Origin of the sequence: Hoeflea sp. AS16, from assembly GCF_038900095.1 — a bacterium.
Classification (GTDB): Bacteria; Pseudomonadota; Alphaproteobacteria; order Rhizobiales; family Rhizobiaceae; genus Hoeflea.
On sequence record NZ_JBBMQQ010000009.1, the window covers coordinates 13,283 to 39,145 of the forward strand.

Annotated in this window: 23 protein-coding genes; 6 read left to right on the forward strand and 17 right to left on the reverse strand. The window is 62.4% G+C overall.

All coding sequences use genetic code 11. The features are described from left to right. Positions 1–68 precede the first annotated feature (68 nt). The 5 genes from WNY80_RS18380 to glp are packed head-to-tail and all read left to right on the forward strand — an operon-like array spanning position 69 to position 5,559. Positions 69–1,958, forward strand: coding sequence for a SurA N-terminal domain-containing protein (locus WNY80_RS18380; protein WP_342888870.1), 1,890 nt, complete (start codon positions 69–71; stop codon positions 1,956–1,958). A 27-nt stretch (positions 1,959–1,985) separates the two neighbouring features. Next, positions 1,986–3,020, forward strand: a complete 1,035-nt coding sequence (gene trpD, locus WNY80_RS18385; protein WP_342888871.1) for an anthranilate phosphoribosyltransferase — start codon at positions 1,986–1,988, stop codon at positions 3,018–3,020. A 4-nt stretch (positions 3,021–3,024) separates the two neighbouring features. Then, positions 3,025–3,840, forward strand: coding sequence for an indole-3-glycerol phosphate synthase TrpC (gene trpC / locus WNY80_RS18390; RefSeq protein ID WP_342888872.1), 816 nt, complete (start codon positions 3,025–3,027; stop codon positions 3,838–3,840). Further along, complete coding sequence (gene moaC, locus WNY80_RS18395; RefSeq protein ID WP_342888873.1) at positions 3,841–4,335, forward strand: cyclic pyranopterin monophosphate synthase MoaC; 495 nt, start codon at positions 3,841–3,843, stop codon at positions 4,333–4,335. A 12-nt stretch (positions 4,336–4,347) separates the two neighbouring features. Beyond that, positions 4,348–5,559 carry a gephyrin-like molybdotransferase Glp gene (glp, locus tag WNY80_RS18400; RefSeq protein WP_342888874.1) on the forward strand — a complete coding sequence of 404 codons (1,212 nt, stop codon included), beginning with the start codon at positions 4,348–4,350 and terminating at the stop codon, positions 5,557–5,559. Between the two features lie 110 nt (positions 5,560–5,669). On the opposite strand, the gene WNY80_RS18405 is transcribed toward glp, so the two are convergent. From WNY80_RS18405 to WNY80_RS18425, 5 genes are all read right to left on the reverse strand, one after another. Beyond that, a complete protein-coding gene (locus tag WNY80_RS18405) occupies positions 5,670–6,950 on the reverse strand; it encodes a TRAP transporter large permease (protein WP_342888875.1) in 1,281 nt (426 codons plus the stop codon). 4 nt (positions 6,951–6,954) lie between these two features. Beyond that, a complete protein-coding gene (locus tag WNY80_RS18410; protein ID WP_342888876.1) occupies positions 6,955–7,494 on the reverse strand; it encodes a TRAP transporter small permease in 540 nt (179 codons plus the stop codon). After that, the gene (locus WNY80_RS18415; protein WP_342888877.1) at positions 7,491–8,504 is read right to left on the reverse strand and encodes a TRAP transporter substrate-binding protein; all 1,014 of its coding nucleotides are present in this window, start codon (positions 8,502–8,504) and stop codon (positions 7,491–7,493) included. The genes WNY80_RS18410 and WNY80_RS18415 overlap by 4 nt, the downstream gene beginning before the upstream one ends. 498 nt (positions 8,505–9,002) lie before the next feature. Next, complete coding sequence (locus tag WNY80_RS18420) at positions 9,003–10,151, reverse strand: CaiB/BaiF CoA-transferase family protein (protein WP_342888878.1); 1,149 nt, start codon at positions 10,149–10,151, stop codon at positions 9,003–9,005. Continuing rightward, entirely contained in the window at positions 10,151–11,338 is a 1,188-nt protein-coding gene (locus WNY80_RS18425) for an acyl-CoA dehydrogenase (RefSeq protein ID WP_342888879.1), read from the reverse strand. The genes WNY80_RS18420 and WNY80_RS18425 overlap by 1 nt, the downstream gene beginning before the upstream one ends. Positions 11,339–11,478: 140 nt before the next feature. On the opposite strand from WNY80_RS18425, the gene WNY80_RS18430 reads away from it, so the two are divergent. Continuing rightward, a complete protein-coding gene (locus WNY80_RS18430) occupies positions 11,479–12,372 on the forward strand; it encodes a LysR family transcriptional regulator (protein ID WP_342888880.1) in 894 nt (297 codons plus the stop codon). 61 nt (positions 12,373–12,433) lie between these two features. On the opposite strand, the gene WNY80_RS18435 is transcribed toward WNY80_RS18430, so the two are convergent. The 12 genes from WNY80_RS18435 to WNY80_RS18490 all read right to left on the reverse strand — a co-directional run bounded on the left by WNY80_RS18435 (position 12,434) and on the right by WNY80_RS18490 (position 25,771). Further along, positions 12,434–13,636: an NADH:flavin oxidoreductase/NADH oxidase gene (locus WNY80_RS18435; RefSeq protein ID WP_342888881.1), complete on the reverse strand. Its 1,203-nt coding sequence runs from the start codon at positions 13,634–13,636 to the stop codon at positions 12,434–12,436. A gap of 52 nt (positions 13,637–13,688) precedes the next feature. Next, positions 13,689–15,329 carry an NAD(P)/FAD-dependent oxidoreductase gene (locus tag WNY80_RS18440; RefSeq protein WP_342888882.1) on the reverse strand — a complete coding sequence of 547 codons (1,641 nt, stop codon included), beginning with the start codon at positions 15,327–15,329 and terminating at the stop codon, positions 13,689–13,691. Between the two features lie 61 nt (positions 15,330–15,390). Next, on the reverse strand, positions 15,391–16,323 hold the full coding sequence (locus WNY80_RS18445; protein WP_342888883.1) for a branched-chain amino acid ABC transporter permease: 933 nt from the start codon (positions 16,321–16,323) through the stop codon (positions 15,391–15,393). After that, a complete protein-coding gene (locus WNY80_RS18450; protein WP_342888884.1) occupies positions 16,323–17,204 on the reverse strand; it encodes a branched-chain amino acid ABC transporter permease in 882 nt (293 codons plus the stop codon). The genes WNY80_RS18445 and WNY80_RS18450 overlap by 1 nt, the downstream gene beginning before the upstream one ends. Positions 17,205–17,210: 6 nt before the next feature. Then, positions 17,211–17,930 (reverse strand): ABC transporter ATP-binding protein, encoded by a 720-nt coding sequence (locus tag WNY80_RS18455; RefSeq protein ID WP_342888885.1) that lies wholly within the window; start codon positions 17,928–17,930, stop codon positions 17,211–17,213. Beyond that, entirely contained in the window at positions 17,920–18,720 is an 801-nt protein-coding gene (locus WNY80_RS18460) for an ABC transporter ATP-binding protein (RefSeq protein WP_342888886.1), read from the reverse strand. Before WNY80_RS18460 ends, WNY80_RS18455 begins: the two co-directional genes overlap by 11 nt. Positions 18,721–18,747: 27 nt before the next feature. Beyond that, complete coding sequence (locus WNY80_RS18465; protein ID WP_342888887.1) at positions 18,748–19,908, reverse strand: acyl-CoA dehydrogenase family protein; 1,161 nt, start codon at positions 19,906–19,908, stop codon at positions 18,748–18,750. Then, positions 19,908–20,687: an enoyl-CoA hydratase/isomerase family protein gene (locus tag WNY80_RS18470; protein ID WP_342888888.1), complete on the reverse strand. Its 780-nt coding sequence runs from the start codon at positions 20,685–20,687 to the stop codon at positions 19,908–19,910. Before WNY80_RS18470 ends, WNY80_RS18465 begins: the two co-directional genes overlap by 1 nt. An 11-nt stretch (positions 20,688–20,698) precedes the next feature. Further along, a complete protein-coding gene (locus WNY80_RS18475) occupies positions 20,699–21,823 on the reverse strand; it encodes an acyl-CoA dehydrogenase family protein (RefSeq protein WP_342888889.1) in 1,125 nt (374 codons plus the stop codon). Between the two features lie 46 nt (positions 21,824–21,869). Continuing rightward, on the reverse strand, positions 21,870–23,498 hold the full coding sequence (locus WNY80_RS18480; RefSeq protein ID WP_342888890.1) for a long-chain-fatty-acid--CoA ligase: 1,629 nt from the start codon (positions 23,496–23,498) through the stop codon (positions 21,870–21,872). A gap of 165 nt (positions 23,499–23,663) precedes the next feature. Then, positions 23,664–25,244: an SDR family oxidoreductase gene (locus WNY80_RS18485; RefSeq protein WP_342888891.1), complete on the reverse strand. Its 1,581-nt coding sequence runs from the start codon at positions 25,242–25,244 to the stop codon at positions 23,664–23,666. Positions 25,245–25,264: 20 nt separating this feature from the next. Then, positions 25,265–25,771 carry a flavin reductase family protein gene (locus WNY80_RS18490; protein WP_342888892.1) on the reverse strand — a complete coding sequence of 169 codons (507 nt, stop codon included), beginning with the start codon at positions 25,769–25,771 and terminating at the stop codon, positions 25,265–25,267. Positions 25,772–25,863: the final 92 nt, after the last annotated feature.

Consider the following 25,863-nt stretch of genomic DNA (forward strand, 5'->3'; position numbering starts at 1 on the left):
ATAGAAGGTCCCAGGTGCTCTCATGAAGTCTGCCCTGGACCGATGTTGTTGATGCCGCAGGAGCTTTGATGCTTGATACTTTGCGTAAGGGTGCCCAGAGCTGGGTTGCCAAACTTCTCCTCGTTTTGCTGGTTGCGTCGTTCGGCGTGTGGGGCATTTCGGGCTCCATCCTGAGTGCCGGCAGCACCGCGGTGATCACGGTCGGCGACACGGTGGTGAGCCCGAACGAATTCCGGCTTGCCTATGACCGGCAGATGGCGGTGGTCGGACGGCAGATCGGTCAGCGGCTGACCACGGAACAGGCTCGCGCCTTCGGCATTGAAAACCAGGTCTATTCGCAACTGATCGCAGGCGCTCTGCTCGACGAGCAGGCGCGGACGATGAACCTCGGCCTGTCCGATGACCGGCTTGCGGCGCTGATCGCCGAAGACCCGGCGTTTCATGATTTCAACGGCCGGTTCGATCGCAACAATTTCCGCCTGGTGCTGAACTCGGCCGGAATGAGCGAGGAAGACTACCTCAAGAGCCGTGGCCAGGTTGCCGTGAGAACCCAGATCGTCGAGGCGGTCTCGGACGGTTTTGCAGCCCCTGATGCGCTGATCAAGGCGCTGGCGCAATACGATGCGGAAACCCGCGATGTGGATTACCTGCTGCTGACCAAATCCAACATTGATGCGGTGGCAGCCCCCAGCGACAGCGAGCTCTCGGCCTGGTTTGAGGAAAACAAGGCGCGTTACGCAGCTCCCGAATACCGCAAGATCACCTATGTGAAGCTTCAGAACGAAGATATCGCCGATCCGGCCGCGATCACCGCCGAAGCGGCACGCGCCGACTACGAGGCACGCAAGGACCGCTACACGACGCCCGAGACACGGGCGATCGATCAGCTGGTGTTTGCCGACCGGGCAGCAGCGGACGCCGCAGCAGCCGAGCTTGAAGCCGGCAAGAGCTTTGACGACCTGATCGCCGAGCAGGGCCGCTCGCCCAGCGATGTGCGCATCGGCAGCTTTGCCAAGAGCGCCGTGCCGGACCAGTCGCTGGCCGATGCCGCGTTTGCGGTCGCCCAGGCCGGTGACACCACCCCGGTGATTGACGGTCAGTTCGGACCGGTGATCCTGCGGGTCGCGGAAATCACGCCCGAATCCTCGAAAAGCTTCGAAGAGGTCGAGGCTGAAATCCGTGAGCAGCTGGCGCTGGCGGAAGCCTCCCAGGTGCTGCTTGACGTGCATGACGCCTATGAGGACGCGCGCGCCAGCGGCATGACACTCGAAGAGGCCGCCGCCCAGCAGAAGCTGACGACGGTGACGCTCGATGCCGTTGACCGCAGCGGCCAGACTCCGGACGGCACGGTTGTTCGCGACCTTCCGGAATCGCAGACATTGCTGCGCGAAGCTTTCGAGGCCGAGGCCGGTGTCGAAACGCCGCCGATCAACATCGGTGCGGAAGGCTTCGTCTGGTTCGAGGTCAATGACGTGATCCCTGCCCGCGACCGCACGCTTGAGGAAGTGCGCGAGAAGGTGGTGGCCGACTGGACCGCGATGAAGACGGCCGAAGCGCTGGGCGCCAAGGCTGCGGAACTGAAGGAACGCGTATCCAAGGGCGCCGAGCTGTCGGCGATTGCCGAAGAGCTCTCGGTTGCGGTTGAGACCAAATACGCGCTGAGCCGCAACAGCGCTGACGCCGTGTTCGGCGCGGCTGCGGTCGCGTCAGCCTTTTCGGGGCCGAACGGCGTGGTCGAAGTGGCCAATGACGCCTCGGGCGAGAACCGGATCCTGCTCAAGGTGACCTCGGTCAATGACGCCGCCACCGTGACGGCGGACTCGGTGTCGCCTGAACAGCGCAACCAGGTGTCGCAGCAGATCTCCGACGACATTCTCGACCAGATGGTGGCGCGGCTGCAAACCGAATACGGTGTTTCGGTCAACCGCCAGCTGGCCGAGCGCGCGCTGGCGTTTTAAGGGTCAAGAAAACGGGGGCCGACCAACATGGCTGATCTGAAGTCCTTCATCGCCAAGGTGGCCAATTCCGAGGCGCTGGACCGGGATGAAGCCCGGAAAGCCTTCGGCGTGATGATGTCGGGCGATGCGACACCGTCGCAGATCGGCGGCTTCCTGATGGCATTGCGCGTGCGCGGCGAAAGCGTCGACGAGATCTACGGCGCGGTCAGCGTGATGCGCGAGAAAATGCTGCCGGTGACAGCGCCGGCGGATGCGGTCGACATCGTCGGCACCGGCGGGGACGCGTCGGGAACCTACAACGTCTCGACCGCCGCGGCGTTCATCACGGCAGGTGCCGGGGTCAAGGTGGCCAAGCACGGCAACCGGGCGCTGTCATCCAAATCCGGTACGGCCGATGCGCTGTCTGCGCTGGGGATCTCGCTGGAGCTTGATCCCAAGGGCATTTCCGCCTGCATCGACCAGGCAGGTCTCGGCTTCATGTTTGCGCCGGCACATCATTCGGCTATGCGCCATGTCGGCCCCAGCCGGGTGGAACTTGGCACCCGCACGATCTTCAACCTGCTTGGCCCGCTGTCCAATCCGGCCAGCGTGAAAAAGCAGCTGCTGGGCGTGTTCTCGCCGCAATGGCTCGATCCGCTGGCGCAGGTGATGCGTGACCTTGGCTCGGAAACCGTCTGGGTGGTGCATGGCGATGGCCTGGACGAGATGACCACGACGGGCACCACGCAGGTGCATGCGCTGGAAAACGGCAAGATCCGCAGTTTCGAGATCACTCCGGAAGAGCTTGGCCTGACCAAGGTTTCTCTCGACCAGCTCAAGGGCGGCGATGGCGTGCATAACGCGGCGGCGCTGAAGCGGTTGCTCGAAGGCGAAAAGAGCGCCTATCGCGACATTGCAGTGCTCAATGCCGCCGGTGCGCTTGTGATCGCCGGCAAGGCCGAAGAATTGCGCGAGGCCATCGACATTGCCGCACAGTCGATCGACAGCGGCGCGGCGCTTGAGACGCTGGACAGGCTGGTCAGCGTATCCCAGGCCAACGCGCCGGCGCCAAAGGCAGGGTGAGGCAATGAGCGATATTCTCAACCGGATCGAGGCTTACAAGCGCGACGAGATCGCTGCCGCCAAGGCCGCCATTCCGTTCGACGAGATCAATGCGCGCGCCCGTGACGCGGAACCTGTGCGCGACTTCATCGGGGCGATCGAAGCCAAACACCGTGCCGGCGGTTACGGGTTGATTGCCGAGATCAAGAAGGCAAGTCCTTCGAAAGGCCTGATCCGGGCCGATTTCGATCCGCCATCGCTTGCCCGGGCCTATGAAGCAGGTGGCGCTGCCTGCCTGTCGGTGCTGACCGATGCGCCGTCGTTTCAGGGTGCGCCGGAGTTTCTGACCGCGGCACGCGGGGCCTGCGCCCTGCCCGCGCTGCGCAAGGATTTCATGTTCGATGTCTACCAGGTGCACGAAGCCCGCGCCTGGGGCGCCGATGCGATCCTGATCATCATGGCCTCGCTTGACGACGATGACGCCAGGCGGCTCGAAGACGAAGCGCATGCGCTCGGCATGGCGGCACTGATCGAGGTGCATGACGAGGCCGAGATGGAACGGGCGCTCAAGCTCGACAGCCGGCTGATCGGGGTCAACAACCGCAACCTGCGCACATTCGAGGTGTCGCTTAGCAATTCGGAACGGCTGGCGCCGCTGGTGCCGGACGAGCGCATTCTGGTCGGCGAGAGCGGCATCGGCTCGTTTGCCGATTGCCAGCGGCTTGCAAAATGCGGGATTTCAACCTTCCTGGTCGGCGAAAGCCTGATGCGCCAGTCCGATGTGACCGCGGCCACCAAGGCCCTGCTGACCGGCGCGGTTTCCAGTGCGGCGGCGGAATGAATGGCTGAGGACACCACCCCACGGCTGACGCATCTGGCCGAAGACGGCTCGGCCGCGATGGTCGATGTCGGCGACAAGGCCGATACCGTCCGGATCGCCGAAGCCATCGGCCATGTGCGGATGAGGCCCGAGACGCTTGAACTGATCCTGGCCGGAAACATGAAAAAGGGCGACGTGATCGGCGCTGCCAGGATCGCCGGCATCATGGCTGCCAAGCAGACCGCCAATCTCATTCCGCTGTGCCATCCGCTGGCGCTGACCAAGGTCAGCGTCGAGATCGAACCCGACGAGGCGCTGCCGGGCTTGCGGGTTCATGCGCTGGCCAAGCTCACCGGCAAGACCGGGGTCGAGATGGAAGCGCTGACGGCGGTCTCGGTGACCTGCCTGACCATCTACGACATGGCCAAGGCGGTGGACCGCGGCATGGAGATCGACGGCATCAAGGTGCTGGCGAAATCGGGCGGAAAATCCGGCGACTGGAAACTGGACAGCTGAAGGACGAAATCAATGGCGCTGATGCCGGTTGACGAGGCTTTGACACGGATTCTGGACGGTGCGGCGGTCTCTGCCGAGACCGAGATGCTGCCGCTTGCCGATGCTGGCGGACGGGTGTTGGCGCGCGATCTTCTCGCCTTGCGCACGCAGCCGCCCTTCGACGCCTCGGCCATGGACGGCTACGCGGTGCGGGCATCCGAGGCGGTGGCCGGTGCGAGGCTGAAACTGCAGGGTGAATCTGCTGCCGGCCACGGGTTTGACGCCCCCCTCGCCCCCGGCAGCACCATCCGCATCTTTACCGGCGCACCGGTGCCCGAAGGTGCCGATGCGATCCTCATCCAGGAAAATGCCGAGCGGCTCGACGATGGCCTGGTGCAGGTCAACGAGGCCCCGGTGGCCGGGCGCCATATCCGCCCCGCCGGCATTGATTTTACCGAAGGCAAGACCGGGCTTGAAAAAGGCCGCATGCTCGATGCCGGCGCGATCACCTTCGCCGCCGCGATGAACCATGCGGAACTGCCGGTGGTTCGCAAGCCACGGGTCGCGATACTCGCCACCGGAGACGAGTTGCGCCTGCCCGGCCAGACGCTCGGTCCGGACCAGATCATCGCTTCCAACACTTTCGGCATCGCGACGCTCGCGCGCGCCGCGGGCGCAACCGTCATAGACCTCGGAATCGCGGCTGACCGGATGGAAGCGCTGGATGAGGCGCTGGATGAAGCCATTGCGCATGAAGCCGATGTGCTGGTGACAATCGGCGGCGCATCCGTCGGCGATCATGACCTGGTGCAAAAGGCGCTGACCGGGCGCGGCATGGCGCTCGATTTCTGGAAAATCGCCATGCGGCCGGGCAAGCCGCTGATGTCGGGCAAGCTTGGCGCGATGCGGGTGCTGGGACTGCCCGGAAACCCGGCGTCGAGCCTCGTCTGCGCGCATCTTTTTCTCGAGCCGCTGATTGCGCGGCTGGCCGGCTTGCAGGACCCGAACCGCAAGAGAACCGCGATCCTGGGCCGCGACCTGCCGGAAAACGACATTCGTCAGGACTATCTGCGCGGCGACCTTGAAACCAATGCGGACGGCCAGCTTACAGCCACCCCGTCGGCGCGGCAGGATTCCTCGCTGATGAAGGTGTTCGCCGACGCCCACTGCCTGATCATCCGGCCACCATTTGCGCCACCGGCCAAAGCCGGATCCAGATGCGAGGTTATGGTGCTGCGGGGATAACAGGGCGGGCAACCTGACGCGGACCAACATCTCTCAAGAAGCACGGTTTTCCGTGCGGCATCGAACCGCACAGTCCGTCACTGAACGCGGTTGCAGGCGATTGCTGCGTGCTATGTCAGCAAGAGAGCCATGCCCGGCACCAATATCAACAAGCCGATCCGCAGCATGTCCATGAAAATGAAGGGCCAGAGCCCCTTGAAGATGGTGTTCAGGGGCACGTCGGGTACGACAGATTTGAGCACGAAGGCATTCATGCCGACCGGCGGCGTGATCAGGCTGACTTCCGTCACCATGACGATGAAGATACCGAACCATATCAGGTCGATTCCGTGGGCCGCGGCGATCGGGTAAAACACCGGCACGGTGAGCATGATCATGGACAGGCTTTCGAGAATACATCCCAGCAGCAGATAGATCACCAGGATGACGAGGATCAGGCTGAGGCGGCTGTCGCCAAAAAGGCCGATGAAGGTCTGGATGTCCTGCGTCATGCCAGACATGTTGACATAGTTGGTGAATGTCAGCGCGCCGAACAGGATGAAGAACATCATCGCCGATGTCTTCATCGTGTCGAAGAGCACCTCGAAAAGCCCCTTCAGGCTGAACTTGCCAAGCATGATCGTGAGCAGCAAGGCGCCGCCGGCGCCCATGCCTGCGCTTTCGGTCGGGGTAAAGACGCCGAGATAGATCCCGCCCATGACGAAGGCGAAGAGGAACAGCGCGCCTGCCGACCCTTTCAGGGCCCTTATCCTGTCGATCAGCGGCAGCTTGTCCTCGGTCGGCAGATCGCCCTTGAACCAGATGAGCGATATGCGGACAGCGATTGCGTAGCCGATGACGCCGACGAGACCGGGGATGATGCCGGCGAGGAAGAGCTTGCCGATATCCTGCTGGGTCATGATGCCGTAAAACACCAGGATGACGGAGGGCGGAATGAGGATGCCGAGGGTGCCGCCGGCTGCAATCGATGCCAAGGCGAGATGATCCGGGTATCCGAAGCGGCGCATGGAGGGCAGCGAAATCCGTGCCATTGTCGCGGCTGTCGCCATTGACGATCCGCAAACGGAAGAGAAGGCGCCACAGGCAAGCACGGTCGCCGTCGCCAGCCCGCCCCTGCGGTGTCTGAGCCAGGCATAGGCCGCGTTGTAGAGTTCCGCCGCAATGCCCGACTGGACAACGAAATAGCCCATGACCAGGAACAACGGCAGAACCGACAGGGAGTAATCCCTGCCATAGTCAAAGAAGACGGTGCCCAGCAAGGACATTGCCGGGCTTATGCCGATGATGGATGCCACACCCAGCAAGCCGGTTATCGTCATCGCAAAGGCGATGGGAAGGCCGGAGAAAAGCAAGGCAAGCAAAACGGCTATGCCAACAGGCCAATGCTGCATGGATTTACCCTTTGCTCGCGCGCTGTAACGGCGGCCCAAACGAAACGGCAAGCGCAGCGATTGCGCTGATGAAGGTGCAGGCGGAGCAGAAATAGGCGACCGGAGAAATCGGGATGCGGAGGGTCGTCGACACATCGCCGTAGGCGCCGATCTGGCCGGCATGAACAAAGAGCTGCCATCCGATCATGCCCAGAATGGTGGTACTGATAACCCCGACGGCAAGGATCCGCCACCGTTCGAGCCATAGCGGCATGCGAGCGGTGACCAGATCGACGGTGACGTGTTCCTTTTCCAGCGTCACCGCCGGCAGACCCATGAAGATCACCGAAACCAGTAGCAATTCGGTCAGTTCCCCTGCCCCTGCCAAGGGGCTGTTGAAGACATAGCGGCCAATGACATCGACAATCGTCATGGCCATCATCACCAGCAGCATCATGCCGCCGAGGAAAACGATGCCCCTTCGCACCCACTTCAGGCCGCTGCCGTTGCGGGGAGACAATGCTGAAGAAGAGGCCTTTGCGCCGGTATCGGTGTGCAGCTTCATTTTGAAGCTGCTGCCAGTTCCGACATGAACAGGGCATGCGCAGCCTTGCCGTCAATGCCTGACTTGGTCACCTCGGCAATCTGTGCATCGACTGCCGGCTGCAGGGCTTCACGCCAGGCCGCGAGCTGCTCGTCCGTGGCAGCGGACACCGCGATCTTGTCCTTCATGGCCTCCAGCCCCATGGCATCGGCGCGGTCCCACATCTGGCCTGCCAGACGGGCCAGTGCCTCGCCGGTGACGCTGTCGATTTCGCCCTGCTGCCTGGGTGTCAGGCTTTCCCACTTGGCCTTGTTCATGACGATGAAGAAGGAGGTGTTGTAAAGTCCGCCGGGGATTGTGATGGCTTCGCTGAGCTCAGGTATCAGCTTGAATGCATTGACGGATTCGAAGGGAAAGAGAATGCCGTCGGCCACGCCCTGGCTCAGGAGCTCGTAGGCCTTGGAGGACGGTCCCTCGACCGGGACAGCGCCGAGAATGGTGGCAACCTTGTGCACGAACCCGCCGCCGACGCGAAGCTTCTGCCCCTTGAGCACATCGGGGGAAGCAACATCGCCCTTCTTCAGGAAGATCTCGCCCGGGCCATGGGTGAAGACCGCCAGAACCTTGACGTTGTCATACTCACCGGCATCCTTGAGCATCTTCTCGTAGGTGTTCCAGTAAGCCACCGAAATGGCTTCGGCACTGTCACCGAGAAACGGCAGTTCGGCGAGATTTGTGGTCTTGAAACGACCGGCGTTGTAGCCCTGAACCCCGAAGGTGATGTCGGCGACACCATTGGCGGCAATGTCAAACTGTGCCGGCGGCGGTCCCAGTGGCGCCGGCAGAATGGTTGTCGTCACTTCCCCGCCGGTCGCTTCGGTGATGTTCTCGGCCATCTTGACGATGACTTCGGAAAACAGCGGATGGGTGGGCGGAAGCCAGTTGGAAATGGTCAGTTTTGTCTCGGCAAAGGCACTTGAGGCAAAGCCTATGGCCGCCATGGCGGTGAGGGTAAGCAGTGCTTTTTTCATTGTCGTCCCTTTCTGAAGCCTTCACGATACGAGCCCCAGCGTTGGGAGGCCTCGTTGTGCAATGGTGCGCGGAGACCGGCACCTGGTGAAAATCTCCTCCAACCGGACCGGCCCATCGGCCACAGCCATGCGTGTCGATCCTTGAATGGCCATTCAAGATGTGTGCCAGTTTCGTTATTCGGGTTCAGGACGGCGGAAATGCGCCTGCTATTTCAGGCCGAGCGCAATGAATGGGAACCACATTCCTTATCACGGTGCGCGAAACCCGAAACCGGACCCGGTCGGGCCTCTCCACGATGATGCACAATTAGCGATCAAATGGACCGCGCCGACTTCTTTTAAGCGTAAAATATCATCACACGCAGTTTCCGGCGCGCCGCGCTCGCAGCGCCCGGGAGCCGGCGGGTGGTCACTAAAATGGTGTAGCCTTCATGCGGGGCCTCATTGCCCCGCATGGAATAGATACCCCGGATTGGCCTCGGGAAACCTACCGGTCCCCTACCCCTTGAACCGCCAGTCACCATCTCCAAGCCGCGGACCGGCCTTTTCGAGCGCCAGTTCGCTGCGGGAGAAGCGGATCGGGCTGCGCAGGGCCGAGATGCCTTCGGGGTTGATCACCATTTCGCGGGCGACGGCTTGCGGGTCATTCAGGGCCTCGGCCACGGTGTTGATCGGCCCGCCGGGGACGCCTGCGGCTTCCAGCGCGGCAATCAGTGTTGCCTTGTCACGGGTCGAGGTCACGGCCGTGATGAGGACGCGAAGAGCTTCGCGGTTGTTCACCCTTGCCGCGTTGGTGGCGTAGTCGGGGTCATCGGCAAGTGGTTCAAGCCCAAGAACGCCGCACAGCGCACGGAACTGCCGGTCATTGCCGCAAGCGATGATCAGGTGGCCATCGGCGGTCGGGAACACCTCGTAGGGAACGATCGAGGGATGGGCGTTGCCCAGACGCCGCGGCACCTTTCCGCCGATCAGGTAGTTGCTCGCCTGGTTGGCGAGGACGCCCAAGCCACAGTCAAACAGCGACATGTCGATGTGCTGGCCAAGCCCGGACCGGCTGCGCTCGGCCAGTGCCGCCTGGATGGCGATGACGGTGTAGAGCCCGGTGAAGATGTCGATCCAGGCGACACCGATTTTCTGCGGCGAACCATCGGGGTCACCGGTCAGATCCATGATGCCGCTCATGCCCTGGATCAGGAAATCATACCCCGGCTGCGCCGCACGCGGGCCATCCTGGCCGAAACCTGTGATCGAGGCGTAGACCAGGCGCGGATTGAGCCGGGCCACGGTGTCGTAATCCAGCCCGTATTTTTCCAGCCCACCGGCCTTGAAGTTCTCGACCAGAACATCCGCCTCTGAAATCAATGTCCTGAGGCGGGCCATATCCTCTGCATTGTTGAAATCGCAGACCACAGAGGATTTGCCGCGGTTGGCGGCGTGAAAATAGACCGCGACAGTCTCTGTTTCACCTTCGCCATCGGCACGTTCCATGAACGGTGGGCCCCAGCGACGGGTATCGTCACCTTCGGGGGCTTCGACCTTGATCACCTCGGCACCAAGATCGGCGAGCGTCTGACCAACCCAGGGGCCGGCCAGAATGCGCGCCAGTTCAACCACCTTCAGTCCCTTGAGCGGAGCATCGCCTGTCATCAGAAAGCCGCGAGATCTGTCTGAGCCCGGCCGAGGATCAGCGCGTGAATGTCGTGGGTACCCTCGTAGGTGTTGACGGTTTCGAGGTTCTGGGCGTGACGCATGACGTGGTAGCCGATCTGGATGCCGTTGCCGCCGTGCATGTCGCGGGACATCCGGGCGATGTCGAGCGCCTTGCCGCAATTGTTGCGCTTGATGATCGAGATCACCTCGGGCGCCAGACGGTCCTGATCAAACAGCTGTCCAACCCGAAGGGCGGCCTGCAGACCAAGGGCGATCTCCGTCTGCATGTCAGCCAGCTTCTTCTGGTAGAGCTGGGTGCCTGCCAGCGGGCGGCCGAACTGCTTGCGGTCGAGCCCGTATTGGCGGGCGCGATGCCAGCAATCTTCCGCCGCGCCCATCACGCCCCAGGCAATGCCGTAGCGGGCGCGGTTGAGGCATCCGAACGGGCCGCTGATGCCCTGAACGCCAGGCAGCAGCGCATCTTCGCCGACCTCGACATTGTCCATGACAATCTCGCCTGTGATCGAGGCGCGCAAGCTGAGCTTGCCGTCGATCTTGGGCGCAGACAGGCCCTCCATGCCTTTTTCAAGGATGAAGCCGCAGATCTTGCCGCCGTGGGCCTCGGATTTGGCCCAGACGACGAACACGTCGGCGATCGGCGCATTGGAGATCCACATTTTCGAACCGGTCAGCCGGTAACCCGTATCGGTCCTGACCGCGCGGGTGCGCATGCCGCCCGGATCGGAACCGGCGTCGGGTTCTGTCAGGCCGAAACAGCCGATGAACTCGCCGCTGGCCAGTTTCGGAAGATATTTCTGCCGCTGCTCTTCCGAACCGTAGGCAAAGATCGGGTAGATCACCAGCGAGGACTGCACCGACATCATCGAGCGGTAGCCGCTGTCGATGCGTTCGACTTCGCGCGCAACCAGGCCGTAGGCCACATAGGAAGCGCCAGCGCCGCCATATTGCTCGGGCAAGGTCACACCCAGAAGCCCGGACTGGCCCATTTCCCGGAAGATCTCCGGATCGGTGCGCTCTTCGAGGTAAGCCGTCTCTACCCGCAGCGCCAGCCTGTCGGCGGCAAAGGCTGCCGCGGCATCGCGGATCAGCCGCTCGTCTTCGCCCAGCTGGTCATCAAGCAGGAAGGGATCGGCCCAGTCGAAGGGATGTGATTTGCTGGACATTGGCGGTTTCCTCGTTGCGTTGCAATGATTGCATGCCGGCCTGTTCAATGCACCGGATCACTGATTGTGCGGACAATAAGCGCTGGATATGACGATGAAAAACGCTATTGTTCCATGAGAACATGTATTGAGTGAATGTTATGCGCCAACGCCGTTTCCTTCCATCGCAAAGCCAGCTGCTGGCGCTCGAGGCCGTTGTCCGCCGCCGCTCGGTCACGGCGGCAGCCGAGGATCTTCACCTGACCCAGAGCACGGTCAGCCGGCTGATCCAGTCGCTCGAGGCGCAGCTGGGCAAGGAGCTGTTCACCCGGCAGCGCAAGAAGCTGATCCCGACCGATGCGGCCATCACCTATCAGCGCGACGTGTCGCGGGCGCTCGACATGATCCAGCGCGCCAGCATGTCGCTGGTGACCAATCCCGGCGGAGGAGTAATGTCGCTGGCGGTACTGCCGACGCTTGCCACACGCTGGCTGGGGCCACGGCTGGGAAATTTTCTGGGATCGCATCCGGGCATTTCGGTCAATATCGCCACCCGCATCGAGAAATTCAGCTTCGATACGGAGATCTTCGATGCGGCGATCTATTTCGGCGAGCCGGACTGGCCCGGAACAAAGTCGTTCAAGCTGTTTGACGAGCGGGTGACGGCCTGCGCCAGTGCGGAGTTTCTCGAACGCCATCCGGTTTCAGACGCTGCGGATGTGGCGGCGCTGCAGCTTTTGCAGCTGGAAACCCGCCAGAGCGGGTGGGACGACTGGTTTGCCGGCCAGAATGCCACGTTCAACGGCGCCACCGGCATGCTGATGGATCAGTTCTCGATGATGATCCAGGCTGCAATTTCGGGGCTGGGGATCGCGCTGCTGCCCGATTACCTGGCCCGGACCGAGATTGCGGAGAACCGGCTGCTGCCGATCCTCACCCAAGCGGTGCCATCCCGCGGCGCCTACTGGCTGGTCTGGCCGGAGGCAAAGGACAATTACGCCCCGATCATTGCGTTCAAGCAGTGGCTGGCAGACGAAGTGGCGCGCGAGAACTGACCCCGATGGCCGTGTGTGCCGCCCGCCTCCATGCAGCAAGGCTGCGGGGCAGACCGCGTCTTCAGCGCCCGGAAGCGGTATTGATATCGGGCCGGTCCCAGCCGCCGCTGGACGCCGGGCGGTCGATCTGCCGGGTTGCCTCGACGGGTTGCGCATCCGGATGGACCAGCGGGAAACCGAGCCAGTTGTTGGGCCGGGCCCGCAGGTATTGCGGCGGATAGTCGACATCGACACCAAGCCGGGCCGCGGCATGCAGTCCCCAGCGCGGATTGTCGAGCATAGCCCGTCCTATCGCCACCAGATCGGCCTTGTCTTCGCTGACGATCTCCTCGGCGAGTTCCGGTGTGGCAATCAGCCCGACCGCCATGGATACAAGCCCGGTGTGCTTCTTGACCAGGGTGGCAAAATCGACCTGGTGGCCGGGGGTGGCCGGCGGAATTTGCGTGCCAGGCGCCAAGTTGCCTGCCGACATCACCACATAGTCGACGCCCGCGGCCTCGAGCTGTTGGGCGAAGGCGACGGCTTCGTCAATACTTTGTCCCTCGGGGTGCCAATCGGTGGAATTGACCCGGACGCCCAGCGCCTTGTCTTTCGGCCAGACCTTCCTGACCGCGCGCACCACTTCGAGCGGAAACCGCATCCGGTTCTCGGTCGAACCGCCATAGGCATCGGTACGGTGATTGGTCACCGGCGAAAGAAACTGGTGCAGAAGATAGCCGTGCGCCGCGTGAACTTCGAGAACGTCGAAACCGGCCCTGTCGGCCCGTTGTGCGGCATCGGCGAAGGATTGCGTGACGCGGGCGATATCATCGGCGTCCATTTCCTTGGGCACATGCCAGGTCTCGTCAACGCCGAACGCCGAGGGGCCAAAAGTCTGCCAGGCCCCCTCTTCCGGCGGCAGGGATTCTCCCTTGTTGCGGTCCTTGACCGGGCGGCACGATGCGCGTCGCCCGGCATGCCCGATCTGGATGCCCAAAGCCGCACTCGAGAGCTTCTTTGTCTCGCTCACCAAGGACGCAAGCGCTGCCTCGTGCTCGTGATTATAGAGCCCCAGACAGCCATGGGTGATCCGCCCCGCGGCCTCGGTCGCGGTGGCTTCCATGATGACAAGCCCGGCTCCCGACAGCATCAACCCACCGATATGGATGAGGTGCCACGGCTGCGCCAGCCCCTCGACGGCGCTGTACTGGCACATCGGGGAGACCACGATGCGGTTTTCAAGCGTAACGCCACCCGTCTGCAGGGGCTGAAACAGTGCGCTCATCGATGAGCCTCCATCAATCGGAACAGGACAATGCGAAGCCGCGGCCTGTTTGTCAGGCCTCGGCGTTTTCCAGTGCCGGCTCGAAACTGAGTTCCGGGTAGCCTCCGGCCTTTGCCGCTGTGCAGGCTTCGGCATATTTGTGGAAACCGCCGATGAACATTGTCAGGCCTTGCGACTTGCCCTCGACATTGGCGCCGACCCACCAGGTCTTTGCCTTGCGCACCAGCGACATCGCGGCAAGGTTGGTAACGACTTCCATCCAGCGTTTCTCACCGGCCTCCGTCGCCTCAACCACCGACTGGCCGTTCTGCTCCATGTGGTTGATCAGATCGGCGATCCAGTCGACATCGTGCTCGCTGATGGTGATGATGTTGGCGAGCGCCGCAGGTCCGTTGGGACCGCAGGTGAGAAACATGTTGGGGAAACCCTCGACCATCAGCCCGAGATAGGACTGTGCCCCGCCCTTCCATTTCTCGTTGATGGTGCGGCCGTTGCGGCCTTCGACCCGGAAGGCCATCAGTGCGCCGGTGAGCGCGTCGTAGCCGGTGGCAAAGATGATCATGTCCAGCTCGACCTCACCGGATTCGGTGCGGATGCCGTTTTCGGTGATCTCGACAATCGGATCCTTCAGGCAGTTCTTCAGATGGACATTGGGCAGGTTGTAGGTCTCGTAATACTCGGTATCGAGACACGGACGCCGGGCGAAGATCGGATAGCCCTGGGGTTTGAGCGCCTCGGCGGTCTCGGGATCTTCGACGACCTCGCTGATCTTGCCGCGGACAAATTCCGCAACCTGATCATTTGCAGCCTGATTGACCAGCAGGTCCGAGAACGAGCCAAGGAAGGTGTGGCCGCCATTGATCCACGCCTGTTCCATCGTCTGCTTGCGCTGCTCCGGCGGCAGGCTGAAGAACGGCCGCGACGTCACCGGGCGCGTGCCGCCGGTCGGGTTGAGCCGCATTGCCGCGCGCATGCCCGGATAGTTTGCCTTCATCTCCGCGATGTATTCCTCCGACAGCGTGTGGTTGCGCATCGGCAAGGTCCAGCTCGGCGTGCGCTGGTAGACATACAGCTCGCCGGCCTGGCGCCCGACTTCCTGGACAATCTGGATGCCGGAAGACCCGGTGCCGATGACGCCGACCCGCTTGCCTGCGAAATCCACCTTCTCGTGCGGCCATTTCTGTGCCCGCAGGATCCGGCCCTTGAATTTGTCGATGCCGTCGATTTCCGGATCCTTGGGAACCGACAGCGGACCGGTCGCCATGATGCAATATGGCGCCTCGACGATCTCGCCGCTGCTCAGCGTTGTCCGCCAAAGCTTGGCCTTGTCGTCCCACACGGCGTTCTCGACGCGTGTGTCGAACAGGTAGTTGTCGCGCAGCTTCAGCTTGTCAGCGACGAAATTGGCGTAAGCGAGGATCTCCGGCTGGGCGGCGAACTGTTCCGACCAGCTCCATTCCTGCTGGATCTCGTCGGAGAAGCCATAGCTGTAGTCGACGCTCATCAGGTCGCAACGCGCACCGGGATAGCGGTTCCAGTACCAGACACCGCCAACGTTACCGCCGGCCTCGATGCCGAGGACGTTCTTGCCCAGTTCGCGGAAGCGATAGACTGCATACATGCCGCCGAAACCGGCGCCGACAACAATGACATCCACGCGTCTGGTGGTCGGATTTCCTGTCTGGGAGTTCATGTCGATACCTTTCGTCTGGTATTGGAAAGACTGCACTTGAAAACGGATCTGCCGGTGCGCATCACTTTGCGCCTCCGGCCTTGAGGCGGCGTACAAACGCAGCGAATTCACCGACGACACCGCGCCTGAAGAACAGGATGACGGCGAGCAGGATGGCGCCCTGGGAAATCAAGGCCCATTCACCGAACTGCGCCAGGAAGTCGTTGAGCGCGATAACGATACCGGCGCCGACCATCGGGCCGGCCAGCGTGCCAAGGCCACCCAGCAGCGTCATGAAGATGACCTCGCCCGAAACCGCCCAGGACACGTCGGTCAGGGTTGCGAACTGGAACACGGTGGCTTTCAGCCCACCGGCCAACCCGGCCATGGCTGCCGACAGCGTCATCGCCACCAGCTTGTAGCGGTCGGGCTTGAACCCCAGCGATTCCACCCTCGGCTCATTGTCACGGATCGCCTTGAGCACCTCGCCAAACGGCGAGTGGACGATGCGATAGAACAGCGCCACGGCCAGAACGGTTACCGCCAGCACGAAATAGTAGAAGGAGAAATTGTCCGACAGGTCGATGAAGCCGAAAATTTCGGTGCGCGGGATGCGCTGCATGCCGTCCTCACCGCCGGTGAATTCGGATTGCAGAAGCAGGAAGTAGACGAACTGCGCAATCGCGAAGGTGATCATGGCAAACTGGATGCCCGAGCGGCGCACCGCCACAAGCCCGACCAGGAGCCCCATCACCGCGCCGACCAGGGTGCCGCCCAGAAGGGCGATTTCGAGCGAAACGCCGGTGGTCTTGAGGATGTGCCCGGTAACGTAGGCGGCTGTCCCGAAGAACATCGCCTGGCCGAAGCTGAGCAGTCCGGCATAGCCGAGCAGCAGGTTGAACGAGGAGGCGAAGATGACGAAGACAAGGATCGTCATCAGCGTCACCGAATAGATGAAGAAAGGTGCAATCAGCGCCAGAACGAGGATCGCGGCCAGGCCAAGATAGCGGTTCATCATACGCCCTCCTTCTTCGAAAACAGACCCTGAGGGCGAAGCACCAGCGCGAAGATCATGATCACGAAGATCACGAGGTTGGCGCCTTCGGGGTAGAACACCTTGGTCAGGCCCTCGACCACGCCGAGCAGGTAGCCGGTCAGGATGGCGCCCATGATCGAGCCCATGCCGCCGATCACCACGACCGCGAAGATGACGATCATCAGGCTTGAGCCCATTGACGGCGACACCTGGTAGATCGGCGCGGCCAGAACGCCGCTCAATCCTGCCAGTCCGACGCCGAAGGCATAGGTCAGCGTGATCATCCGCGGCACGTTGATACCAAAGGATTCAACGATTTCCGGGTTCTCGTTGGCGGCCCGGAGGTAGGAGCCGAGCTTGGTGTGCTCGATCAGGTACCAGGTGCCCAGGCACATGGCGAAGGAGAACAGCACCACCCACAGCCGGTACCAGGGCAGGAACATGAAACCCAGATTGACGCCGCCCGGGATCGGCGACGAATAGGGCAAGCCAGAGGAGCCGTATTGCTGCCGGATCAGGCCCTCGATGATCAGCGTTACCGCGTAGGTGGCAAGCAGGCCGTAAAGGTGGTCGAGATGGTGGATCGGCTTGAGGATCAGGCGTTCCATCACCATGCCGAAAATGGCCACCACCACGGGCGCGATGAACAGCGCGCCCCAGTAGTTGATGCCGAACGTGTGAAGCAGCAGCCAGGCGACGAAGGCGCCGAGCATGTATTGCGCGCCATGGGCAAAGTTGACCACGTGCATCAGCCCGAAGATGATCGCCAATCCCATGGAGAGCATGGCGTAGAACGACCCATTGATCAGACCGACCAGCAGCTGGCCCATGAGGAGTTGGATTGAAATGCCGTCAAACATGGCCGCTCACACTCCCAGATAGGTTTTGACGCGGGCCATATTGGCCTGCAGCTGGTCTGCCTGGAGGACATCGACGACCTGTCCATGCTCGACCACCACATGACGGTCAGCGACCATCTGCGCGAATTTCAGGTTCTGCTCGACCAGCAGAATGGTGTAGCCGCGCTCCTTGAGCCGCAGGATCTGCTGGCCGATTTCCTTGACCACCACCGGCGCGAGGCCTTCGCTGGGCTCGTCGAGCAGCAGGAAGCGGCTGCCGGTGCGCAGGATGCGGGCAATCGCAAGCATCTGCTGCTCGCCGCCCGACAGCATGGTGCCCATGGAGTTCTGACGGGTGCGCAGGTTGGGAAACTGTTCGAGCAGCTCTTCGTCGGTGGAACCGCCGGCACTCAGCACCGGCGGCAGGCCGAGATTTTCGCGCACCGAAAGCGACGAGAAGATCGCGCGTTCCTCGGGGCAATAGGCAATGCCCTGCCGCGCGATCTGATAGGTCTGCTTGCCGATCAGCTCGGTGCCGTTGAAGCGGATCGAGCCCTTGCGCTTGCGCACGATCCCCATGATCGAGCGCAGCGTGGTCGACTTGCCCGCGCCGTTGCGGCCGATCAGGGTGACCAGTTCGCCTTCGGGAACCTCGAAATTCATGCCGTGCAAGGCCTGGGATTCGGCATACCAGGCACTCAGGTTCTCGACCTTGAGCAACGGGGTCTTTGTGGTTTCAGAGCTCATCGACGCCTCCCATGTAGGCGGTGATCACTTCCGGATCGTTCGACACCTCGGCATAGGTACCCTCGGTCAGCACTTCGCCCTGCTTGAGCACGGTGATGCGCTCGCTCAGGGTCGAGACCACGGACAGATTGTGCTCGATGATGACGATGGTGCGGTCCTTGCTGACCTTGGCGATCAGGTCGGTGATCGGCTCGATGTCCTCGTGGCCCATGCCGGCCGTCGGCTCGTCGAGCAGCATCACGGACGGATCAAGCGCCAGCGTCGTGGCGATCTCCAGCGCGCGCTTCTTGCCGTAGGACAGATCGGAGGCCGGCAGGGAAGCGGCGTCCGTCAACCCGACCTTACCGAGCAAATGCATGGCGCGATCATTGAGATCCGACAACACACCCAGAGAGCGCCAGAAGTGGAACGACCTGCCGTATTTCGACTGCAGCGCCACGCGGACATTCTCGAGACAGGTCAGATGCGGGAACGTGGCGGAGATCTGAAACGAGCGAACCAGGCCGAGCCGTGCAACGTCGGACGTGGGAAGCCGCGAAATATCACGGCCACCGAGGAGTATCTGTCCGGTGGTGGGCTGCAATGCCTTGGTCAGCATGTTGAAACAGGTGGTCTTGCCTGCGCCATTGGGGCCGATCAGTGCATGCACCGAGCCGCGGCGGATCTTCAGGTCAACATTCTTGACCGCGTAGAAGCCGCTGAATGACTTGCTGATGCCCCGCGCTTCCAGGGCATAGTCGGTGGCAGGCGGACTTTCCGTCCCCGGCCTTCGCTGCTCAGAGTGCTGCATGTCCCGTCTCTCCTCCCTCGCCGCGCATCAGGATGGCAATCCAAGTACGGCCTTGGCCAGAATTGTCCGCTGGATCTCGTTGGATCCGCCGAAGATCGCCAGTGCGCGTGAATCGAGATAAAGGTTCATCGCGTCGACCGGGCCGTCTTCGGTCGGAAGATCATCAAGGAACCGGGCTTCTTCGCCTGCTATTTCAAGCGTTTCCTCGGTGATCTTCTGGTAGAGCTCGGAGCAGAAGATCTTCAGCACCGAGACATCCGCGCCCAGGCTTCCGTTTTCACGCAATTGCTTGGCAAAGCGCTCGAAGGCAGATCCCAGATCATAAAGATCGAGGCGGAGCTGAGCGTAGCGCGCCACGAACGCCGCATCCTCGAAGGATCCGCGTGCCTCGGCCAGCTTTTCAAGCCGGGAGAGAGCGATTTCGGGCCGCGACGGCGCACCGAGGAAGATGCGTTCATGGCCGAGAACCGCCTTGGCCAGGTTCCAGCCCTTGTCGACTTCGCCGACCAGGTTTTCGGCGGGTACCCGGACGTTTTCGAAGAACACCTCGCAGAAGTCGGCTTCCTGGCGCAGGTTGTCGATCGGCCGGACGGTCACGCCCGGCGAGGTCAGATCGACCAGCAGAACGGTGATGCCCTTCTGCTTGACCTTCTCGTCGCGCGAGGTGCGGGTGAGCAGCAGGATCCAGTTGGCGCAATGGGCCAGCGTGGTCCAGATCTTCTGGCCATTGACGATGAAACTGTCGCCATCGCGCACCGCAGCGGTGCGCAGGCTGGCGAGATCGGATCCCGCGCCGGGTTCCGAATAGCCCTGGCACCAGACGTCTTCGCCCGACAGGATGCGCGGCAGGAAATGCGCCTTTTGCGCCTCGGTGCCGAATTCGATCAACAACGGGCCGACAAGGCCGATGCCATGATCCGGAATGCGCGGGCAGCCGAGCCGCGCCCATTCCTCGACATAGATGATGTGCTTGGCGGAGTTGAGCCCCATGCCACCATATTCCTGCGGCCAGACCGGCGACAGCCAGCCCTTTTCCGCCAGTGCGTGGTACCACTCCGCCACTTCGTCGAATACCGGGCGCTGCTTGCGCATGTTGCGCAGGTGCGCGGGGCAGTTTTCATCCACCCAGGAGCGGAAAATCTGCCGGAATTCACCGTCGGAGAGACTGTTCCAGTCCTGCTGCTGCATCACAACTCGTCCTTGAACACCGGTGCGCGTTTTTCCATGAAGGCGCGCATGGCTTCCTTGCTGTCTTCGTGCTTGGTCATTTCAACGGTCAGGTTCTGCTCGAAGCGGTAACCGTCCTTCAGGCCCATCGTTTCGACGGTGTTGATGGCGCGCTTGGCAAGCCGGATCGCAGCCGGGCTTTTCGACGCGATGTTGCGGGCGATATCCATCGCCGTGTCCATCAGCTCTTCGGGCTCGACGCAGGCCTCGATCAGGCCGCGACGGTAAAGCTCCTCGGCAGGCGCGCGCCAGCCGGTCAGCACCATGCGCCGGGTCAGGCCTTGCGGGAACACCCGCATTGTGTGGCGGACTCCGCCCATCAATCCGACGTCGATTTCCGGCAGACCGAAGGATGCATTCTTCGAGGCAACGATCATGTCGCTGCACACGGCCAGTCCCATGCCTGCGCCGAGTGCTGCGCCGTTGACCGCGGCAATCACCGGAATGTTCATCTCGATGATGACGAAGCCGACTTCGCGGGCGCGGCGCAGATGCCGGTTGGTATCTCCCGGCTTGCCCTGGCCGACATTGGCGCGTGACTTGATGTCAGCGCCTGCGCAGAAGCACTTGCCCGCACCGGTCAGCACCACGACCCGTACGCCGGGGGTCTCGTTGAGCTCGTCGAAGACCGAGATCAGTTCCTCGACCATGTCCTTGCTCTGGGCATTGACCGGTGGAGAATCCATCGTGACTACGGCGATGTGATCCTTGATGACGGTCTTGATGAGATTGTTTTCCATGTCTGCTTCCTTCACGACGCGCGTTCGAGCGCTACGAATTGCAGCCTGAGCTGCGCGGGATTTCCGAGGGTGGCGTTGAGATTGACAGCGCGTTTCATGTAGAGGCCGATGTCGCATTCATCGGTGAACCCCATCGCGCCATGCAAATGGATGGCCTTGCGGGTGATATCGATTGCTGCGTCGCCGGCGCGTGACTTGGCGGCCAAAACCGCAAGCGCTGCCGGTTTACCGGGTTCATCGTCCAGCCGCTCGAGCGCGTTGACGATTGCCGCGCAGGAAAACTCGGCCGCACCCCACATGTCGACCAACCGGTGCTGGATCGCCTGGAAGCTGGCAATCGGCTTGCCGAACTGTACCCGCTCCCTGGTGTAGTCAACCGTGGCTTCCAGCGCCTTTGAACCGGCGCCCGCCAGTTCCGCTGCCAGCGTCAATCGCGTCGCCTGGATGGCCTCATCCAGCAGACCACTTTCGAGAATGCCGCGCGCCAGAACATTTTCCCCGGCCACGTGGCAATCGGCGAACCGGACCTGTGCCAGCGTTGCGCCATCGACGGTCGGGCGTTCAGACACCGAAACCCCGTCAGAGTTCGCCGGAACGCTGATCAACACCCGTTCATCATTGCACCGGGCCACCACCAGGAACACGTCCGCAGAACTCGCGGCCACGACAAGCTCAGCCGTGCCTGAAAGTGTCACTCCGGCTTCGTTCGAGGTGGCCGTGATCGCGGCAAATCCGCCGCCGACGGCTTGCCAGACAGGGCTGACAATCAGCGAGCCGGAAATCAGCCCGTCGGCCAGCCGGGACCGTTCGGCACAGGGCGCCGCTCCTGCCAGCAGGGTGCCGGAAAACACCGAGAGTTGCGCCAACGGCTCGGTGATCAACGCCCGGCCCAGCGCTTCGCTGAGAATGGTCTGTTCGCGCAGCCCCAGTTCGGCGCCGCCGAGTTCCTCTGGAAGCATCAGCCCGAGCCAACCGGCCTCGGCCATTGCCGACCAGACGTCGCGATCAAGATCCCGACCCGTGTCGCGCCGCGCCCTGAGCGTCTTCGCGCCATCGAAACGCTGCGCGAAAGCTGCAACGCTGTCGCGCAGCATGGCCAACGTGCCGTCCGGGTCTTCGAGGATGATTTCAGGCATAGGGCCTCCGTAGGATTGCGAATGAGTGTCGAACGCAGCTGGAGCGTCAGGTCGGCAGGACGTAGTCGGCGAACTGTTCGCGCAGCTTCATCTTCTGCAGCTTGCCGGTCGCCGTGTGCGGCAGCTCATCGACAAAGGCGACGTCGTCGGGCAACCACCATTTGACCACCCGCTCCGACAGGAACTCGAGGATCTCCGGACCGGTGACCTGCGAGCCTTTTTTGCGCACGACAATCAGCAACGGACGTTCCTGCCACCTTGGATGCGGCCGCGAGATGACAGCTGCCTCCTCGACTTCGGGATGCGCCATTGCCGCGTTCTCCAGGTCGATCGAGCTGATCCACTCGCCGCCCGACTTGATCACGTCCTTGGAGCGGTCGGTGATCTGGACATAGCCATCGGTGTCGAGCCTGGCGACATCGCCGGTCGAGAACCAGCCGTCGGGATCGAGCACATCGCCACCCTCGCCGCGGAAATAACCGGCGGTGACCCATGGGCCACGCACCTGCAGGTCGCCGGACTGGCCACTGCCTGCGGGAATTTCGGACCCATCCTCCCCCACGACACGCAGCTCCACGCCACACATGGCGCGGCCCTGCAGAACCTGGATGTCGACCTGCTTTTCGACCGGATAGTCGCGGTGCTTGGGCAACAGGTTGCCGACGGTCGCAACCGGACTTGTCTCGCTCATGCCCCAGGCCTGGATGACGAAAACACCGATCTCGTGGAATTTCTCGATCACCGTGCGCGGCGCGGCAGCACCGCCGATGACCACCCGCTTGAGCGCCAGCTTCGATGGATCGGCGCTCGCGTCGGTTTCCAGGTACTTGAAGAACCCCATCCAGACCGTCGGCACGCCGAGACTGAAGGTGCAGTCCTCGGCCACGGCCAGATCATACAGGCTCTGCCCGTCGAGCTGCGGGCCGGGCAGCACCAGCTTGGCACCGCACATGGCCGATGCGTAGGGCACGCCCCAGGCGTTGACGTGGAACAGCGGCACAGCAAGCAGGGTGCTGTCGGCGCTGCTGAGCTGCAGGCCGTCCATCTGGCAGACCAGCTGGGAATGAAGATAGGTCGAGCGGTGGCTGTAGAGCACACCCTTCGGGTTGCCGGTGGTGCCGGACGTGTAGCACAGCGACGAAGCGGCATTCTCGTCGAATACCGGCCATTGGTAATTGCCGTCCTGTGCAGCGATCAGCGGCTCGTAGGCCTCAGCCTGCTCGGGCATTCCGGACATGTAATCGACATCGGTCATGGCGATGAAACGCCTGACCTTGGGCAACACCGGCGTCAGGTCGCGAACCATGTCGGCGAACGTGGTGTCGAAAAACAGCACGCCGCTTTCGGCATGGTTGAGAATGTATTCGATCTGCTCGGGGAACAGCCGCGGATTGACCGTGTGCAGCACCGCACCGATGCCTGACACAGCGAAATAGAGCTCGAGATGGCGGTGGGTGTTCCAGGCCAGCGTCGCCACCCGGTCGCCCGGCTTGACGCCCATGGCGAGAAGCGACTGGGCCAATTGCTTGGCGCGATGCGACAAGGTGCGGTAGTTGCTGCGGACAATTGTCTGCTCGCACGTCTTGGAAACGATTTCTGTATCCGGATGGTATCGCCGCGCATGTTCAAGCAAGCTTGAAATCATCAACGGATGCCCCTGCATCAGGCCCTGCATACCAGTTTCCTCCCATATGTCTGCGGACAAGGCCTCCCAGCCGTCCTTGGTTTAGAGTATCGACACTGAGCGCGAGATGAGAAGGAAAACCTTCACTTGAAGGAGAGTTTCACAAATGTGAAGTTCCTGCAGAATGCCGATCCCGCGCGGATCATGAAACAGGCGTCACTGACCGCCGTCGGACGCGTCTCCGGCCCCACCAAACGAGGTCCAGCCACCGTCGACATAGAGAATTCCGCCATTGATGTAGGACGCGGCGGGTGACGCCAGGAACAGCGCGGCATCGGCAATGTCCTGCGGACGGCCCATGTCGCCGAGCGGAATCCGCTTGCGAATCGCGACGCTGTCGACCTTGCCCGAATCCTCCAGCGCAGCGACGCCCGGAGTGCGGATATAGCCCGGCGCCAGCGTGGCGCTGCGAATGCCCTTTTGCCCCAACTCGGCGGCAAAGCAGCGGGTCAGGATGTCGATGGCGGCCTTCGATGCGCCATAGGCATGGCGCGGCGCGAACGGCAGGAATGTGTTGATCGAACCGACATTGAGGATGAAACCCGCCCTGCCCTGCATCAGCGCCAAAGCCGCCTTGGTGCACATGAACGAGCCCGAAAGATTGACATCCATCACCCGCTTCAGATCGCCGGTATCCTGCTCCAGCGCCGGCTTGAACAGATCGGCGATGCCTGCGTTGTTGACCATCACGTCAACATGGCCGAACCGGGATTCAATCTGCGCGAAGGCCACGGCAACCGACTGTTCCGAGCTGATATCGGCTTCGATGGCGAGGTGACTGTCGCCAAGCGCCCTGGCAGCGTCCCGCACCGCGCCGGCATCCTTGTCGATCAGCGCGACATGGTCACCATTGGCGGCAAAGCTTTCGGCAATCGCCCTGCCAATGCCGTTGCCGGCTCCGGTCACAACCACCACCCGGGGAGCGTCGTCAGCCTCAGGCCGCGCCAGTTCCGTCTGAGGCGCTCCATCGACGGGCGGATGCGCTGTTCCGGGCTGGTTGAACGACATCCAGCCGCCATCGACCGCAACCACCGATCCGGTGACATAGCGCGCCGCGTCGGAGGCCAGGAAACCGGCAACCGATGCGATCTCGTCGGAGCGTCCAAGCCGGCCGACAGGAACGCGCTGGCGCACCATCGACAGATCCGCCTTGCCTTGCTTTTCCAGGGCGGCGACCATCGGGGTCCGGATATATCCAGGCGCAATCGCGGTCACCCGCACATTGCGTTCGGCCCACTCACAGGCCAGCGACTTGGTCATCGAGATAAGTGCTGCCTTCGATGCCGCATAGGCATTGCGCCCGGGATTGCCGAGCACGCCGGCAAGCGACGCCGTGTTGACGATTGCTCCACCCGTCTCGGGCATCCGCTTGACCGCCTCGCGCGCCAGCACGAAGGGGCCGTAAAGATTGGTGCTGATGGCCTTCTCGAAGCCGGCCATGTCGGTCTCGAGCGTCGGCTGCATTGTCGGGCCGACGGCGGCATTGTTGAGCAGCACATCGACATGATCGACGACACCGTCGATCTGCTCGAACAGCTGCATGATGTTGCGCTCGTCCGACAAGTCGCATTCAAAGCCAAAATGCTGATCGCCCAGTGCCTGCACCGCTTCGCTCACGCCGCTTTGCGCGACATCGACACCGATCACCAGGTCACCCCGGCCGGCAAACTCCGCCAACATGGCGCGACCGACGCCACCTGCGGCGCCTGTGATAATCACGATGCGGGGATTGCTCATGTGTCTTGTCCTTCTTCTGTTCAGTCCTTCGACGCCAGCCGGCGGAAAAACCCGTCGCCGTACAGAAGGCCCTCGCCTTCATTGGAAATCATCGACACCACGCGTCCGAGAAACAGGCTGTGGCCACCGCAGGTGACGACATCGACCAACCGGCAATCAAACGCGCTCACCGCTCCTTCGAGCAGGGGTGAACCGGTCACCGCCGCAAGCCAGTTGCCTTCGTCAAAAAGCATCTCGCCCTGCGCGCCGGAATCGGAGAAACGGCGCGCCATCCGCGCCTGGGTGTCGGCAAGAAAGCTGACGCCGAAAGCCTCGCAACGGGCCACCATCCGGGCGACAGCGGTATCCTGCTTGATGCTGACCAGCAGCGTCGGCGGCTGCATCGTGGCCGAACAGACGGTGACCGCCGTCACGCCGTCACGCTGTCCGCCGCAAGCGGTGGTCACCAGTCCGACCGGCTGAACGATCGTCCGCATGCCGGCCAGATAGGCCTCTGTCGAAACGGTTTCAGGTATATCTGTCGGCACGTTTTCCAAACCATGCTCCCGGAATTGTATCTTTCAACTGCAACGCGCAGCCACCGGCGCAGCGCTGTGGTGCGGCATGAAACGGTGGGCCG

Bases quoted from the DNA above. Each gene is read 5' to 3' on its own strand.
- WNY80_RS18380 (WP_342888870.1), top strand. From the start codon at position 69: ATGCTTGATACTTTGCGTAAGGGTGCCCAGAGCTGGGTTGCCAAACTT.
- trpD (WP_342888871.1), top strand. From the start codon at position 1,986: ATGGCTGATCTGAAGTCCTTCATCGCCAAGGTGGCCAATTCCGAGGCG.
- trpC (WP_342888872.1), top strand. From the start codon at position 3,025: ATGAGCGATATTCTCAACCGGATCGAGGCTTACAAGCGCGACGAGATC.
- moaC (WP_342888873.1), top strand. From the start codon at position 3,841: ATGGCTGAGGACACCACCCCACGGCTGACGCATCTGGCCGAAGACGGC.
- glp (WP_342888874.1), top strand. From the start codon at position 4,348: ATGGCGCTGATGCCGGTTGACGAGGCTTTGACACGGATTCTGGACGGT.
- WNY80_RS18405 (WP_342888875.1), bottom strand. From the start codon at position 6,950: ATGCAGCATTGGCCTGTTGGCATAGCCGTTTTGCTTGCCTTGCTTTTC.
- WNY80_RS18410 (WP_342888876.1), bottom strand. From the start codon at position 7,494: ATGAAGCTGCACACCGATACCGGCGCAAAGGCCTCTTCTTCAGCATTG.
- WNY80_RS18415 (WP_342888877.1), bottom strand. From the start codon at position 8,504: ATGAAAAAAGCACTGCTTACCCTCACCGCCATGGCGGCCATAGGCTTT.
- WNY80_RS18420 (WP_342888878.1), bottom strand. From the start codon at position 10,151: ATGACAGGCGATGCTCCGCTCAAGGGACTGAAGGTGGTTGAACTGGCG.
- WNY80_RS18425 (WP_342888879.1), bottom strand. From the start codon at position 11,338: ATGTCCAGCAAATCACATCCCTTCGACTGGGCCGATCCCTTCCTGCTT.
- WNY80_RS18430 (WP_342888880.1), top strand. From the start codon at position 11,479: ATGCGCCAACGCCGTTTCCTTCCATCGCAAAGCCAGCTGCTGGCGCTC.
- WNY80_RS18435 (WP_342888881.1), bottom strand. From the start codon at position 13,636: ATGAGCGCACTGTTTCAGCCCCTGCAGACGGGTGGCGTTACGCTTGAA.
- WNY80_RS18440 (WP_342888882.1), bottom strand. From the start codon at position 15,329: ATGAACTCCCAGACAGGAAATCCGACCACCAGACGCGTGGATGTCATT.
- WNY80_RS18445 (WP_342888883.1), bottom strand. From the start codon at position 16,323: ATGAACCGCTATCTTGGCCTGGCCGCGATCCTCGTTCTGGCGCTGATT.
- WNY80_RS18450 (WP_342888884.1), bottom strand. From the start codon at position 17,204: ATGTTTGACGGCATTTCAATCCAACTCCTCATGGGCCAGCTGCTGGTC.
- WNY80_RS18455 (WP_342888885.1), bottom strand. From the start codon at position 17,930: ATGAGCTCTGAAACCACAAAGACCCCGTTGCTCAAGGTCGAGAACCTG.
- WNY80_RS18460 (WP_342888886.1), bottom strand. From the start codon at position 18,720: ATGCAGCACTCTGAGCAGCGAAGGCCGGGGACGGAAAGTCCGCCTGCC.
- WNY80_RS18465 (WP_342888887.1), bottom strand. From the start codon at position 19,908: ATGCAGCAGCAGGACTGGAACAGTCTCTCCGACGGTGAATTCCGGCAG.
- WNY80_RS18470 (WP_342888888.1), bottom strand. From the start codon at position 20,687: ATGGAAAACAATCTCATCAAGACCGTCATCAAGGATCACATCGCCGTA.
- WNY80_RS18475 (WP_342888889.1), bottom strand. From the start codon at position 21,823: ATGCCTGAAATCATCCTCGAAGACCCGGACGGCACGTTGGCCATGCTG.
- WNY80_RS18480 (WP_342888890.1), bottom strand. From the start codon at position 23,498: ATGCAGGGCCTGATGCAGGGGCATCCGTTGATGATTTCAAGCTTGCTT.
- WNY80_RS18485 (WP_342888891.1), bottom strand. From the start codon at position 25,244: ATGAGCAATCCCCGCATCGTGATTATCACAGGCGCCGCAGGTGGCGTC.